This window comes from Coleofasciculus sp. (genome assembly GCF_046539235.1).
GTDB lineage: Bacteria > Cyanobacteriota > Cyanobacteriia > Cyanobacteriales > Coleofasciculaceae > Coleofasciculus.
The window spans coordinates 1-14792 of record NZ_JBKHHI010000137.1; the positions used below are offsets into that span (position 1 = coordinate 1).

15 protein-coding genes are annotated in these 14792 nt (G+C 45.3%); 8 read left to right on the forward strand and 7 right to left on the reverse strand.

From position 1 onward, the window contains the following. Positions 1 to 213: hypothetical protein (locus ACLFWI_RS14175; protein WP_446413448.1), on the reverse strand; the 213-nt coding region annotated here is incomplete at its 3' end. Between the two features lie 37 nt (positions 214 to 250). Next, the gene (locus tag ACLFWI_RS14180; protein WP_446413449.1) at positions 251 to 1093 is read right to left on the reverse strand and encodes a YaaW family protein; all 843 of its coding nucleotides are present in this window, start codon (positions 1091 to 1093) and stop codon (positions 251 to 253) included. A 58-nt stretch (positions 1094 to 1151) separates the two neighbouring features. On the opposite strand from ACLFWI_RS14180, the gene ACLFWI_RS14185 reads away from it, so the two are divergent. Both ACLFWI_RS14185 and ACLFWI_RS14190 read left to right on the forward strand, forming a co-directional pair. Further along, positions 1152 to 2252: an NAD(P)/FAD-dependent oxidoreductase gene (locus ACLFWI_RS14185; RefSeq protein WP_446413454.1), complete on the forward strand. Its 1101-nt coding sequence runs from the start codon at positions 1152 to 1154 to the stop codon at positions 2250 to 2252. 379 nt (positions 2253 to 2631) lie between these two features. After that, complete coding sequence (locus ACLFWI_RS14190) at positions 2632 to 3477, forward strand: hypothetical protein (protein WP_446413450.1); 846 nt, start codon at positions 2632 to 2634, stop codon at positions 3475 to 3477. A 327-nt stretch (positions 3478 to 3804) separates the two neighbouring features. On the opposite strand, the gene ACLFWI_RS14195 is transcribed toward ACLFWI_RS14190, so the two are convergent. Beyond that, positions 3805 to 5049: a CCA tRNA nucleotidyltransferase gene (locus ACLFWI_RS14195; RefSeq protein ID WP_446413451.1), complete on the reverse strand. Its 1245-nt coding sequence runs from the start codon at positions 5047 to 5049 to the stop codon at positions 3805 to 3807. A 126-nt stretch (positions 5050 to 5175) separates the two neighbouring features. On the opposite strand from ACLFWI_RS14195, the gene ACLFWI_RS14200 reads away from it, so the two are divergent. The 5 genes from ACLFWI_RS14200 to ACLFWI_RS14220 all read left to right on the forward strand — a co-directional run bounded on the left by ACLFWI_RS14200 (position 5176) and on the right by ACLFWI_RS14220 (position 8672). Next, on the forward strand, positions 5176 to 5424 hold the full coding sequence (locus ACLFWI_RS14200; RefSeq protein ID WP_446388261.1) for a Ycf34 family protein: 249 nt from the start codon (positions 5176 to 5178) through the stop codon (positions 5422 to 5424). A 223-nt stretch (positions 5425 to 5647) separates the two neighbouring features. After that, positions 5648 to 6292 (forward strand): DedA family protein, encoded by a 645-nt coding sequence (locus ACLFWI_RS14205; RefSeq protein WP_446410047.1) that lies wholly within the window; start codon positions 5648 to 5650, stop codon positions 6290 to 6292. 261 nt (positions 6293 to 6553) lie between these two features. Next, positions 6554 to 6994 (forward strand): pentapeptide repeat-containing protein, encoded by a 441-nt coding sequence (locus tag ACLFWI_RS14210; protein ID WP_446413452.1) that lies wholly within the window; start codon positions 6554 to 6556, stop codon positions 6992 to 6994. 41 nt (positions 6995 to 7035) lie between these two features. Next, positions 7036 to 7389 (forward strand): hypothetical protein, encoded by a 354-nt coding sequence (locus ACLFWI_RS14215; protein WP_446410049.1) that lies wholly within the window; start codon positions 7036 to 7038, stop codon positions 7387 to 7389. Between the two features lie 461 nt (positions 7390 to 7850). Beyond that, positions 7851 to 8672 carry a tetratricopeptide repeat protein gene (locus ACLFWI_RS14220; RefSeq protein WP_446413455.1) on the forward strand — a complete coding sequence of 274 codons (822 nt, stop codon included), beginning with the start codon at positions 7851 to 7853 and terminating at the stop codon, positions 8670 to 8672. A gap of 186 nt (positions 8673 to 8858) precedes the next feature. Here ACLFWI_RS14220 and ACLFWI_RS14225 read toward each other — a convergent pair whose 3' ends face one another. From ACLFWI_RS14225 to ACLFWI_RS14240, 4 genes are all read right to left on the reverse strand, one after another. Beyond that, positions 8859 to 9353: a DUF3368 domain-containing protein gene (locus tag ACLFWI_RS14225; RefSeq protein ID WP_446410050.1), complete on the reverse strand. Its 495-nt coding sequence runs from the start codon at positions 9351 to 9353 to the stop codon at positions 8859 to 8861. Further along, a complete protein-coding gene (locus tag ACLFWI_RS14230) occupies positions 9347 to 9583 on the reverse strand; it encodes a hypothetical protein (RefSeq protein ID WP_446410053.1) in 237 nt (78 codons plus the stop codon). The genes ACLFWI_RS14225 and ACLFWI_RS14230 overlap by 7 nt, the downstream gene beginning before the upstream one ends. A gap of 89 nt (positions 9584 to 9672) precedes the next feature. Further along, a complete protein-coding gene (locus ACLFWI_RS14235; RefSeq protein ID WP_446413453.1) occupies positions 9673 to 12054 on the reverse strand; it encodes a VIT domain-containing protein in 2382 nt (793 codons plus the stop codon). A gap of 328 nt (positions 12055 to 12382) precedes the next feature. Continuing rightward, positions 12383 to 12997, reverse strand: a complete 615-nt coding sequence (locus tag ACLFWI_RS14240; RefSeq protein ID WP_446410910.1) for a Uma2 family endonuclease — start codon at positions 12995 to 12997, stop codon at positions 12383 to 12385. A gap of 465 nt (positions 12998 to 13462) precedes the next feature. Here ACLFWI_RS14240 and map point away from each other — a divergent pair, with 465 nt between their 5' ends. After that, a complete protein-coding gene (gene map, locus ACLFWI_RS14245; protein WP_446410911.1) occupies positions 13463 to 14290 on the forward strand; it encodes a type I methionyl aminopeptidase in 828 nt (275 codons plus the stop codon). Positions 14291 to 14792: the final 502 nt, after the last annotated feature.

The window sequence follows — 14792 nt, forward strand, 5'->3', positions numbered from 1 at the left end:
AACAAAACCCACATTTAACCCGCCATCCCCAAATAATGTCGGGGCGGGTTTAGACACTAACTCAACAACATCAACCCCTAACGCCTCAACAAAACCCGCCCTCACCACCGCAACCAACCCAACAAAACCCACATTTAACCCGCCATCCCCAAATAATGTAGGGGCGGGTTTAGACGCTAACTCAACAACATCAACCCAACCCGCCCTCAACACTCCCCTAAAACTATTGGCATTAATTCGGACAACGAGGCTACACCGGTTCCCAACACTCGCTCCGCAGTAGGCGAATTTGGGCTAATGCTAATATAGTGGGGATAATCCGACCATAATTTGTCGCGATCGCACGCCAGCCTAAGTCGGCGAAGAAATAGCCCCACAATACCGGTCCAACGAAAGCAAATAAAGTGCGAGTTGCCCCATAACGCGCTGCATTCGCTGCCATTCCCCGCTTCGCAGTTTGCAGCACCAGGTAATTCTGAAACTGAGTCGCCGCTGCTGCACCTCCCTGAACCGCTGCTTGTTTTGCCACTTGATAGCGGGCAAAATGGATGGCAAACTGACGCGCTACCTGTTTAAGAATAATTGGCTTGACAATCGAAGACACAGCTAACGCCGAACCCCCCTTAATCAACAAATCCATCGGATTGTGCTGAATATGTGCAGGTAACGGTTGGGATTGATTCGACTGGGCTAATGAGCGCTGTACCCGCACGGTAATCGATTTTTGTTCCGCCTGGGGTAATTTTTTCCAGGCGCGACTGATCAGGTTAAGAAATATTTCTGCTTCCAGATCCGTGGTGGATAGTTTTTTAGAATAAGGAATCTTCAGGTAACGGCAAACCTGAATCAACGCTTGTCGGTACGTGAAATCATTCGTGCGTCCCTTAAGCACAGTCATCCCATCGGCAGCTAAAAAGCGAAACCGTTGCTCTAGAGTATCCAACCACACCTGCCGATCTTGACTTTGAACGTCGATGGGTTCAGGGGTTTGAATATAGTCTAGGGGATTAAACTGACGACGGAACAAAATTTGTGTCAGTTGTTGTAATTCGTCTTCCGTTGCCAGTTCTAAGGCGCTTCTGAGTTCATCCAATGGTATTCCCTCCAACCCCTAAGCCACTACTGTTCTCTATTCTACCTGTATACTTAGCATCAACCGGACAGGAGATTTTGTCGTGTTTGATATTGCGATTATCGGTGCAGGTATGGCAGGACTGACCTGCGCTCAACAATTGTACCAAGCTGGGTATCGAGTTGTTGTCTTAGAAAAGTCTCGTGGTGTTGGTGGGCGAGTGGCGACTCGGCGGATTCACCGAACCCCTGTGGATCATGGTGTGCCGTTTCTAGAGGCGAAGGGCAAGTTATCCCAGCAGCTAATTGAGACATTGTGCGATCGCGGCATTCTTCACCTGTGGATGGATAATCAAGATCAGGCTGAATGTCCCTCTCCTCGGTATGTCGCCCCCACAGGTATGACAGCTATTGCCAAATATCTGGCTCAGGGTTTAGATATCCGATTCTCCTGTCGCGTCTGTGCGATCGCGCCTACCCCTGAACAAACCTGGCAGATTACCTATCATACACCTGAGGAAACTGACAACAACTTAACCGCCGCCGCCGTGGTTATGGCGATTCCCGCCCCCCAAGCGTTAACAGTGCTGGAACCCCTAGAAAAAGAGTTCCCCTCAAAATTATTAGAGAGTCTACGGGCAGTAGAATTTAACCCCTGTTTGAGTGTCATGGCGGGTTATTCCAGCCCCCAGCAACCGCCATTAACATCAGGCTCGATCAACTGTTCACCCGATGATACTTTAGCTTGGATTGGTTTAGATAGCAGCAAACGGTCTAATTCAACTTCATTAATCTGTGTGTTTCATAGTACAGCTGAATTTGCTCAACATTATCTAGAGGCTGCCGATTTACAGGAGGCGGGTCAACAGTTACTCACTCACGCGGCTCAAATCCTCGTTCCTTGGCTCAAGACTCCGAATTGGTTCCAAATCCATCGCTGGCGCTATGCCTTTCCCAGAACTTCCGCCCCTCAAGATTGTCTGGCGACAACCACACCCTTACCCCTTGTGTCTTGTGGCGATTGGTGTGGGCATAATTTAATTGAAAGTGCAATCAAGTCGGGATTAGCTGCAGCCGTTAAGATAAATCAACAATTGCGGCAACTTTCCTTGCCCGATCAAGTCATAAGTTTTGTCGGGGCGGGTTTGATTACTATCCTTTCTTGTTTCACCCAGATCTGACTAAACCTGCCCAGTTGGGTCAGGGCGGGTTTCAGAAAAAACATCATGAAATTTTCTCTCTGTGCAAATAAATTCATTGGGTATTTATACAATGAATAAATTCTTCATAAAAGCTTTATATACAATCAGCGAAATTTATATTAAATTAAATAAAAGAGAGAGCAAACTCAACTCAAGTACATAAAGTCTTCATCTATCCGATGAACTTTAAACGGCTCCAATGAATTGCTCTTTAAGATCAGGTGCGCTACAACTTCATACTCCTTTCAGGGTGGGAGCCGTCAATTGATAAACAGGGGTAATCTGCAAAACCGTTGAACATAGCTGATACACCTTAGGTATCACCACAAACGCAGGTAACTTTTAGAGGGAACTACCAATGACAACCAGTGCAACTGCCATAAAATTCATGCTTACACCCGTGGCACTTTCAGCAGCAGTATTTGCAACCTTGACTCTACCCCTCAATCTATTCGGTTCCAAACCCGTAACGGTTCAAGTTCAAGAAGAGCCGCTTTTTTTTGGCGAATTGAAAGACTTTGCCCCTCAGTATCTAGGGGTAGCGGGCTTACTGAGCGCAGGTGTGGGACTCACAAGTTTAGCCATGATGGGGTGGCAACAGTCAAATCGGAAATCGGCTGTTGTTGAACAAAAACTTGCCCAATTAACCCAGACGTTAGACGAAAAGCAAAAACTGCTCGATAACATCAGAAGCTCACAATCTCAGTTAGATGCTTCTGGGCTACAAAATTGGTTGGATAAACAGGCGACAGAATTAACCAGTACAACAGTAAATCAAGACAATCAGACGCCTGCACCCGTAAACGCGATGGAGCAAGACACTCCAGAGATAGAAGAAGTGTCTTTACAAACTGCATTAGAGGAACAGATATCGTCTCAAGCGAATTCAGCACCAGTAGATGTGATTGAAGCGCAGCCGCAGATGGAACCGCAGGGTATTAGTGAGCCATCGATTACCTCCGCTCAAGTGAACTCGATGCAAGCACTCGCAGCATCCTTAGCATCAACTCAAGCTGTCTTCGGTAATACCCCAGCCCAAGATGCACAACCGTCATCGCCAACAACCTCAGAAGTCGAGAAAATAGACCATCAACTCGAACAAATGATGGCACAGATTATCGCCATGCGACAGGCGCTACAGTCAAATCAGTATGCTGTTAAAGAAGATAGCGAACGGCATCATGGTTTAAAGTTAGTCAGTTAGGAAACAAGTAGGAAACAAGGGAAATGGCGTGGCACAACTAATATAGTGGATAACGCTTACATCCAAACACTGTAGGGGCGCACCGACGTGCGCCCGATTTAACTTACAGCGCATTTTGTTCCATGGGGGAGACCAAAGGATGCTTCGCTTTTTGTTCCATGGGGGAAACCAGAGGATGCTTCGCTTTTATTGCACGGGGATGCGAGGGGGATCGACAATGTACCGCATAGCAGAGCAAACTGCTGTAGTGTCTTAGCCGTTGTGGCGGTTGCTATAGAATATAGGGCTAAAGCCCTTACTACAAGCACGATACCATCGTGTCCTAATCTATAAAAGTCGCTGAGTGGCAAATTCTAACGCCTCGTCACGAGTCGAAACTTTGCCTTCAATCCTAGCAATTTGAATCTCTGTGAGTAACTCGCCAATTTGAGGACTTGGTGGTAACTTTAACTGTTGCATCAAATCATGACCCTTGACTAAGGGTGTCGGATGAGCTACTTGATCCTCTGGGTTTAAATAACGATTGATTAAGGGAGTGATTGACTCAACCGATACCCCTTCGGCAATGGCTAGAACCGCTAAAGCGGGGAAAACGGGTCCGACAGCTTGAAAGAAAAAATACTGCTCTCTTAAGCTCATGGGTGAGGTGATATGAGATAAAAGTTGGGGTAAGTATTGAATCATAATCAACACTGCCCGAATTTCGGCGCGGCTGTATTTTAACCGTAAAAGTTGGGTTTCTGCTGGTTCAACCTCAGAGGGTAATAAGTTCGCCAATTTGGCTAAACTCAGCCATGATAAGGATTTACCACTGACTGGGGTTTTCAGTTGGCTGGCTAATGTCTGCCATGTTTGAGCCAGTAGAATCGCGGCGTTGTCAGTTGCAGCGATTTGGGTGAAATTATCAGCCTTCGTATCAGGAAACCAGGGGTGAAGTAATTGATCCTGGCAAGCAGCGGTAAGCCAAGGTGTTCCTTGGGGAGATTTAAGCAGGTAGTTTAATTCAACTTGTACCCGTTCAGCTGCCATGTTTGCCAGTAAGGGAGCCAATTGGCGAATTGTGGATTGAGTGGTGGGTTCTATCGTAAAACCCAGTTGAGCGGCTTGGCGATAAGCCCGCAGTAATCGTAAGGGATCATCTTGGAGATTCGCCGGGGATACCATGCGGATAATTCCAGCATGACAATCGGCTACACCCTGCAACGGATCAATAATTTGCTGGGTCTGAGGATTATATGCGATCGCATTAATGGTAAAATCACGTCGATACAGGTCAGTCTCTAGGGTTTCGCCTTCCTGTTGAGCAATATCAACGGTGGCGGTATCAAAAACAACTCTAGCAATCTGTCGCGTTTGATCTAGCACCACAAACCCAGCTTGGTAATCACTTGCCAGCTTGCGGGCGACTTTCACCGCGTCATGGGGAACCACAAAGTCCAAATCCAAATAGTCAGCCTGTCGTCCCAGCAAGGCATCTCGTACCGCCCCACCGACTAAACAGGCTTGAGGCGGTAGCCACTCTAGACTGAAGGGAAACCTTTGAGGAGACAGAACAGATAAGTCAGAATTCATTGTGAGTCACGAATACTGGGGGACAAAGGACAAATGACATCGGACAAATCAAAAAATCCATCTAAATAGTGGTCAATCTAGGGCTGGTCTAAGTTAGGCTAACAAAAAGGACTTGGAGTTTGGGCAATGTGTATTTGCGTTAACTGCCACTATGTAGACCGATGCATCACCTATAATGCGGTGGAAACCCAGCATCAGCAACCCCATCTGACGGAAACGCCAGATTTTGAGCCGATTGAACCAACCATCAATGTCAACATCCGTCCTCAAGCGGATTTTGTCGAGATGGAATGGGATGTCGTGGGATGTAACAGCTTTAAGGAAGAAATGGGCAAATGGGCAAAACTGCGTCCAGGTGAGTTGGTGCCAACTTAAGCAGTTGTATCAAAACCACTTCGCTGTTGACTAGTGGAATCAATTTTACGGTTAAATCAATGGGCGCAAGGCTTTGCGCCCCTACTGTATCATGCCACTACACCTCATCCCCTACCTTGTCTCAACCGATAACTGTAGGGCGTAAGTTCTGTTCTGGTTGACACAATTTGCCACAATACGTGAAAATGTGATAGGTGATAAATTTTTGTAAAGGGTTTACTGGATGTCTTTTGAGCTTTTATCACTGGAGACAATCCAGGAACTGGCACATCAGTACGGCTATTGGGTCATTTTCTCTGGCATTGCTTTGGAAAATACTGGAGTTCCCCTCCCTGGCGAAACCATTACTCTAGTGGGTGGTTTCTTAGCCGGAAGTGGTGAACTCAATTATTGGTTTGTACTGGCAAGTGCCATTACTGGAGCCGTCCTGGGCGATAATTGTGGATATTGGATTGGCAAAATAGGCGGTTGGTCATTCTTATTGCGATTAGGACGTTTCTTTCGCATTCCAGAAGCCCAGCTTGTAGAAGTCAAACGGCAATTTAGTGAAAATGCCGCTAGAGCGGTGTTTTTTGGGCGATTTGTGGCACTCCTACGCATCTTTGCTGGACCGATGGCAGGAATTGCAGAAATGCCCTACTCTCAATTTTTCTTGTGTAACCTAGCGGGGGCTGCTGTGTGGGCATCCGTTATGGTCAGTTTATCCTTCTTTGTGGGACGGATTATTCCCCTAGAAACCTTAGTCTCTTGGATGGCGAAATTTGGCATCGCGGTACTACTGTTGGTAATTGCTTGGATAGGAGTTTCAATTTGGTGGGAGTCCCGTAAAATCAAAGATGTATCAATTAGCGATCAACCATCAGAGTGACGATTACCGTTAAGCTGCCAACTCTCTCCTTATTGATGTGATTAGAAAAAATTATTAATCCGTCTAATACTTGAGTTGGGCGCTTAAGCGGGTTTACTTATCCTTAAGATTTCATTAATTAAAATCTCTCCTCTTCAGCCACTCAATTTCCCTAGATTCAAAATATTCAGCAATTTTACTGAAGCCATTTGCGACAAATGGCTGATGAAATATATCCCTAGGGATGAATAACAATTAAAGACAAGACTGTATAACAAAACAATGGAAACGCCTGTGAATATTAATCTAAGTGGAAAAGACCTCAGTGGCAAGGATCTAACGGGTGCTAACCTTCGGGGTGCTATCCTCGAAAAGACTGACCTGAGTGGTGCTGATTTAAGTGAAGCAGACCTACGAGGCGCTAATCTCAATGGTGCTGACCTCAGCTTAGCCAACCTCAGCTACACGAAATTGACCCGCGCCCAACTCAGGGGTGCTGAATTGCTAGCGGCTGATTTAATCGGTGCTGACCTCAGGGGCGCAGATTTGAGAAATGCAGACCTTAAGGGTGCCGATTTAACGGATGCTGATTTAAGAGGTAGTGATTTGAGGGGGGTCAAATTGAGCCGAGTTAACCTCAGAGGTGCTGATTTGAGGGGGGCAAAGTTGAGTAAAGTCTATTTAATGGACGCTAATGTAAGAGGGATAAAGCTGGTAAGCTAACGCTCTGTTGAACAAAGATTTTAGATTTTAGTAAATTCAAAATGCTAAAATCTAAAATGGCTACAGTGGAAAAAAGTGCGGCTCAAGAGTATCTACGGGATAATCGAATGGCATCCATTTTGTTTAAAACCCTGCCAGAGGCTTATCAAGCTCTAGAGGATGAACGAGTGGATGCTGTGGTTTATGATGCACCTGCCCTACAGAATTATGCGACATCTGAAGGGCAAGGCAAGGTTAAGTTGATTGAGCCGACATTTCAACAACAAAATTATGGGATTGCGCTACCTTCAGGGAGCCTCTGGCGGGAAGCAATTAATTTGACATTGTTAAAGTTGATGGAAGATGGGACATACCAAGGGTTGTACCAAAGGTGGTTTGGCATGTCCACACAGTAGTTTAAACGCTGAACTTCAATGGGTTCTTGTTATTTCAGATTACGGCAAGTGATAAAATATACGGATTAAGAACGGCGAACTCACCAGTATCGTAATCTCTAAAACAGCGATTGTCCACCAGCGGATTTCTTGATAACTCATTCGCATTTTCTCAATTCAATTTACCCAATGTCCCTCAGGGAAATAGTCTTAAACTAATCAGAGTTTGTTGAGAAAGACTATCAATTTATTTGGGTATGTTCCTTTTTACGGAGGCGACGACTGGTTTCAGTAGCGTCTGTGTGAAGAGTGCGTGAGAAATCCGTAAAGATAGAGTGAAAAGGAGTTTGGGGGAGATGGGGAAGCAGAGGGAGCTGGATGAGCAATGTAGAGACGTGCCATGGCGCGTCTGGAAGATGGGGAAGATAGGGAAGCCAATTGCTTGTACAGTGATCAATAGCCTCTGTGATTTGAACATTCTCATGAAACGTTGGATTGTCAGTTTATTCGGTATCGTGCTAGTGCTGGTATGCTCTGGATTGTGGATAACGCCATCAGTGATGGCACAAGCCCAAATCCCTGATTTAACCCAGGCTCAGATTGAGCGGCTCAACGAATTGCGGCAAAAAGCGTTTACGGCGACACAACTGGGTGAGTTTGCCACGGCTGAAGCGTATTGGACACAACTGATTGAACTGTTACCCAATAATCCCGTAGGCTGGAGTAATCGGGGAAATGCCAGAGTCAGTCAGAATAAATTAGACGAAGCGATCGCAGATTTTAATCAATCGATTCAGTTAGCGCCCGACGCCCCTGATCCGTATTTGAACCGGGGGACAGCTTATGAAGGAAAGGGAGAATGGGATCATGCGATCGCAGATTATCAGCAGGTATTGCAGATTAACCCCGATGACGCGATGGCGTACAACAACCTGGGAAACGCTAACGCCGGAAAGGGAGAATGGGAAGCCGCGATCGCGAATTACCAGAAAGCCGTTGATTTATCCCCGGATTTTGCCTTCGCCCGGGCTAACCACGCCCTCGCCCTTTATCAAATTGGCGAGAAAAAAGAGGCTATCCTGGAACTCCGCAAGCTAATCCGCAAATATCCCCAATTTCCCGATGTCCGGGCTGCACTCACCGCCGCCTTATGGGTTAACGGGAATCAAGGAGAAGCCGAGAGTAACTGGGTGGCTGCTATTGGGTTAGATCAGCGCTATAAAGACATCGATTGGGTGGAAAATATCCGCCGTTGGCCCCCCGCGATGGTGATGGCGTTGGATAAATTTTTACAGTTGGAATAATACTCAATTTGCTTTAGACTAGCAAACCATCTATCAATCCAATTGATTGATTGTTCTAATGGGAAAACTCTCACATTCGTGAGTGTACTCTGTATCTCAAACCGGAAAGTGCTGGCGATAATATCAAAGACTGGCTCACAGCGCAACAGATGTGAGTTAGTATATATATCTGATCTTGGTTAGGTATCAGCTAGCAAAGACATCATTGAAAATTCCGCGCTTGACCCGAAACTTAACTTCTACTAACTTTTGATATAGATCATCTAAATTATCTATAGTTATTTTACCTTCATCTCTTAGTTTTTTAATTACAGCAAGCGTTCCTTTAACATTCAATCCTAACCTCATAGCTTCTCGGCGAGCAACCAAGTCATCCAAGATTGTATAATCGGCTTGGAGTTCAATGCTAAGAGCAATCGCTTCTGACTCTCCTTTACCTAAACGTTTATTTAAACTCGTGGCTAGGGACACTAGAGTTACTTCTCGCACTTCTATCTGTCCGGAATCAATAAGGCTAGCGATATAAGCTCTCGGCTGATCTTGTTTAACTTCTATTTCATCAGCAACAGATTTAGGCAGATAAAAATTATCTGGATATTCAGCCAATTTATCTAAAACCTCTAGACGAGCCAGAAAAATTAAGGGTGAGGAGTTCAAAACAATGTTCACAAAAGTCACCAATTCCTCTCTATAGAGATATCATCCTCTGATAAATATGAAAATTCGATGCCCATTAATTCCAAAAGTTGCAAAATCATTTCGGGTTCCATTTCCATAACTTCGGCTGCTTTCTGAAGACTGATCACTTTAGTCAGTAAAGCACCAATAACAAAAAGAAAATTCTCTTTTTGATTGACCGTTTGAAAAATCTGAAGTTCAGCTGCAATCGTTTCAGTAATTGTTCGATTCATCATCGATTGTGTTTCTTGAAGGGGCAAGATACTGATGTGTGGACGCACGTCTGTGCGCCCCTACAGTTGGCGGTCTATTCAGCTAAATCCTAGGACTGAATTCGCAATCTTAACACTACGGTGCTATTAACCGATTGAGAAGGACGCCACTTGATCAAATTTCGCTTAATTAACTCAATCACGTTTGCTGTTTTCAAGGTTGAAGCCTCCTCATCTAACATAATCCGCCCCACGCGCCCTTTGCTTAGCGTAAACTCGAAGACGATTTCACCACTCAAATTAGCGGGAAAATTCGTATGTTGCAAATATTCGGTCAATGAAAGGGTATCACTTTGCTCCAATCCCGTGACACTTACTACTTCTAACTGGGTAGTCTTGGCGGCTGGAGACGAAGGTTTTTGACGTAAGTTTTTTTGAACTGCATCGATACCTTTACTGACCATTCCTTTTGGTGAAGAGGTCGGTAGAGGTGGGTTTTTCTCCTCATCTGCTTTCATCGAATACATGCCACCAAATTCCGTGGGTGCTGCATCGGCAAGAGAGAGACTTTCAAGGGACATACCTGGCGCACTGGCTAAATAGGCTTGTCGTTCTGATTGAATTGACATTGAACGAGGTGCTGCTGTACCAAAAACGCCTCGATAACTAACATCTTCTGCCATTTCCACAGGAACATTCATGGAAATAGATTGGCTTCCGGGTTCTACCCGCACATCATCACTAACGGCAACAAATGCGGTATATTGGCACAATAGTTGATAGGTTAATGCCGTATCGGTTACTGCCTCAACTCCCGATTTAGTTTCATAGGTAACCATTTGATTCATCAAATCTTTAATCCGCGCCCGTCCCCACAACTGAGCAATGGCTGGATTTCCGGGTTCGCTAAAATTGAGGTGAAATGTCTGTTCATAGCGTTCACCCCCGGCGGTAGTACCATTAATCTGTAAATCACCCGCCATGCGATCGCGCTTTCGTCCAAATACCACTAAAGGCTGTTGGGCAAATAAATCGGGGGCGATTGCGGGATAAATCTCTGGGGTTTCTCCGCTTCCATTCCAGTTGAGTTCAATGGTGGTTAAGACGGGACTATTAATTGACCTGAAAAACTTTTCAACGACTTTTTCCGTCGGTTCATCATGACGAATAATCCGGCAAATTCCCCGTCCAATTTCAGCAATACGATTGAGTAAAAAGCGGTTTACGGAACTTCCCGCCCCGAAACTATATAACCGATTTCCGGGTTTAAGTTCCTGCTGAACTTCGGCTAAAATGCGATTCTCATTGCCAATATATCCATCGCTGAGCAAAACCACACTCCGCAACCGCCCCTCTGGTGCTGGAACATTAATCGCCGCCCGAATTCCACTGAGCATTTCGGTGGCACCACTGGCGTGTAATTGATTAATATAATTGATGGCTAATTCCCGATTTTCCGGTGTATTAGCCAGAGGGGTTTGGGAGAGATGGCGAACCCTATTAGAAAAGTCAAGAATCGTGAATGTATCGTCAGGATTTAACCCATGAATAAAGCGCCGCATCAGTTCTTGACATTTGTGCAAAGGTGCGCCTTGTTGAGAACCGGATGTGTCCATGAGAAACACCACATCTTTGGGAAAAATTTCATCAGGGCGATAGTCTAAGGCGGGGATAAAATAAAGGGCAAAATGTCCGCCCCGTTCATCGGCTTGGGTTAAGACGGTGGCTTGGGTATTGTTTCCCGCTACTTGATATCTCAGGATTAAGTCTTTATTGGGAATGGTATCATCACCGCCGAGTTGTACCCGGACAATTTCTCCTTCAGTTTCTATCTGTAACTGATGAGAGGGGGAATGAACATTTTGAATCGGTACACCTGCATCAATTTCCACCGTAACACCGATATCATGTGCCGATCGCAATCCTTCGGGTACAATAGACGGCGTAATCCGTGATGCATCAGGGACTTCATCGGTATCGCCAGTATCATCAATAGCTGTACCGGGGATATATCGGGGTCCAACTACCATGGGAAAGACGAATTCATAGTCCCCTTGTTCAAAGTTTAAGCTATCGGTATAGCGAATCGTGACATCAATTTGTTCACCGGGTTTGATATTGGCGAGGGATTGGGTAAAGATATTATCGCGTTCTTGTTCCAGTAATCCCGCCGTGCGCCCTTCTTGTTTGGCTTGTTCGTAGATTTGCTGGGCTTCTTCGCGTTTTTTAATGGTTCCTTTAATTATGCGATCGCCGATTTTAATTTCCATTTCATCCACGGCGGCTTCATCGGGTAAGGGGAAGACATAGACGGCTTCTAGGGTTTGGCTGAAGGGGTTCTCAAATCCCTGCGTTACCTCGACTCGTGACAGGTTTCCAGCAATTTTCGCCTCAACCTCGGTATGCTTGAGGGGAAAAACCAGGGAGTTTCCCTCTGGAGATTGACAATATAAGCCGTTATATTTGGGGGGGATAGATTGAACGGGTGCCATGGTTATCTGTCCTTTTTTACAAGTTTTGGGATTGAGAGGAGTCCTGTTCCCTGAAACGTTAAACTCAGTATGTCATGGGTTTATGTTAGCTTAGTTTCCGCTGCGCTGCACCTTAGGCATGAATGGACGCGATCGCACTTCCCAACACCACTTAGCCTTCAGTTTAGTAGGTGGGGACAATTAAAGTTAATGGTAGGGAACTCGCTTTCGCGAGAAGCAAGCTACGTCATTCGTCATTTTTCATTTGTCAGGGTTTGAGGCTTGTTAACATAACTTCATAAGGTTGAGTTTATTTCCACCAACCTACTTTCCATCAACACAGGTACATTTAAATACTGACAGATTGAAATATTTGTTCAGCCGTTAAATTTAAGTCGGGTAAAGCAGCCGACTGGATCAAGTCATTGCCTCGAAATTGACTGACTTGGTACTCTCCATCGACTAAAATGTAAATAGATACCGTTGGCTGTTTATGATTACCAATAAATTTACGACCGCCCAGAGCCAAATAATCGACGATCCAATACTCAGGAATTCCTATCCCTTCGTACTCTCCATGTTTTTTGTAGTAATCATCCCGCCAATTACTGCTAACCACTTCAATGACTAAAGGAATAGAATTTCCCAGAGTCACAGTAGATTCTTTTTTCCACAACGGTTCATTAATCAAATTCAAACGATTAATTAACAAGATATCTGGCGAATAAGCCGATTCACTTGAGGCTGATTTAATTAGCGCCGTTTTCGGGATAGAATAGGGAAGCTTGAGGCGGACATATTCCAACGTCAGCTTTTCGGCTAAAAATCCCACAACATCTTCATGTTCACCTGTAGGCTGTGGCATTTCAACAATTGCTCCATCATGCAGTTCATAGCGTTTGTTTTCTGGCTTCCACTGAATGAATTCAGCGAAATTCATTATTTTTTGTAATGATTGAATCATAATTTTTTGGTGTCATATATACAAAGCGTGAACGCACCGGATGCATTACCTGCAACTGTCACCATAATTTGGAACGGGGACAATAACGGAATAGTAACGGTCATTCCTGGACGGGACAGCTTTTGGATCGCTAACGCAGACTCAGAATCATAGCTTAAATAACCATGATGGCACAATCTAGGACAACCTAACAGTTGTGGTGACTCCTTGCATAAGACGGAACTTGCTTCTTTTCGGGAGCGAGTATGACGTAGCTTGCTTCTCGCTCCGCGAGTATGACGAAATGATAAGATAAAACTTTGCCGTCGGATCACCCTTGCCCAGCTGGAAGAAACTCATTGAATTGGCAACATCGGGGAATTCAAACGTGAACGTCTCCTTTTTGTCAGCAAGCCTTTCTGCAAGGTAGGGATATGCAAGGGGATCTCCAAGTCAAGCTAACCCATTCTCGGTTTCATCGTTTACATGAACATTCTTAGTAACCTGCTTTCTAAACCCGCTCAGCCGTCTCGTCCGAAAAAACAACGTCGGGGCATCGAAATTAAATCCGAGTCTGAACTTACTATTATGCGGCAGGCATCTAAAATAGTCGCTACCGTTCTCAAAGAAATTTCCGAACAGGTTAAACCGGGGATGACGACGGCGGATTTGGATGCTTATGCCGAAAGGCGCATCCGCGAAATGGGAGCAACGCCCAGCTTTAAAGGATACTATGGTTTCCCGGCTTCAATCTGTTCCTGTCTCAACAACGAAGTAGTGCATGGAATTCCCAATCGGAAGAAGGTGATTCGGGCGGGGGATTTGCTGAAAGTTGACACCGGGGCTTACTATGAAGGCTTCCATGGCGACTCCTGTATTACCATTGCCGTGGGTAATGTTAAACCCAACGCCGCCAAGTTAATGGAAGTGGCAGAAGCCGCACTGTATAAAGGAATCGAACAGGTGAAAGCGGGGAACTACCTGCTTGACATTGCGGGCGCGATCGAAGACCATGTGAATGCCAATAGTTTTTTTGTGGTGGAAGATTTCACTGGTCATGGCGTGGGACGCAATCTGCACGAAGAACCCTCTGTGTTTCACTTCCGTACTCGACAAATGCCCAATGTAAAGTTACGGGAAGGGATGACTCTGGCAATTGAACCGATTATTAATGCAGGTTCCAAGTTTACCCGTATCTTATCGGATCGTTGGACTGCCGTAACCGTCGATAATGCCCTATCCGCTCAGTTTGAGCATACCGTATTGGTGACAGCAGATGGGTACGAAATTTTAACTGACCGCAGCAAAGTGTGAATCAGTTGAGTTAAGATAGATTCGACTGTAGTGCCATGACCCAACTAAAATAGAACTTTGTTTGTAGTGAGAACTTTAGTTCTCTCTCCTCCTAGCTGAAGAGGGCTGAAGCCCTGACTACAAAACAAATCTAATCCACCATTTTAGCTGGGTCACGCCAGTAGTGCCATGACCACTAAAATAGAACTTTGTTTGTAGTGAGAACTTTAGTTCTCTCTCCTCCTAGCTGAAGAGGGCTGAAGCCCTGACTACAAAACAAATCTAATCCACCATTTTAGCTGGGTCACGCCAGTAGTGCCATGACCACTAAAATAGGACTTTGTTTGTAGTGAGAACTTTAGTTCTCTCTCCTCCTAGCTGGAGAGGGCTGAAGCCCTGACTACGAAGCAAATCTATTCCACCATTTTAGCTGGGTCACGCCAGTAGTGCCATGACCACTAAAATAGAACTTTGTTTGTAGTGAGAACTTTAGTTCTCTCTCCTCCTAGCTGGAGAGGGCTGA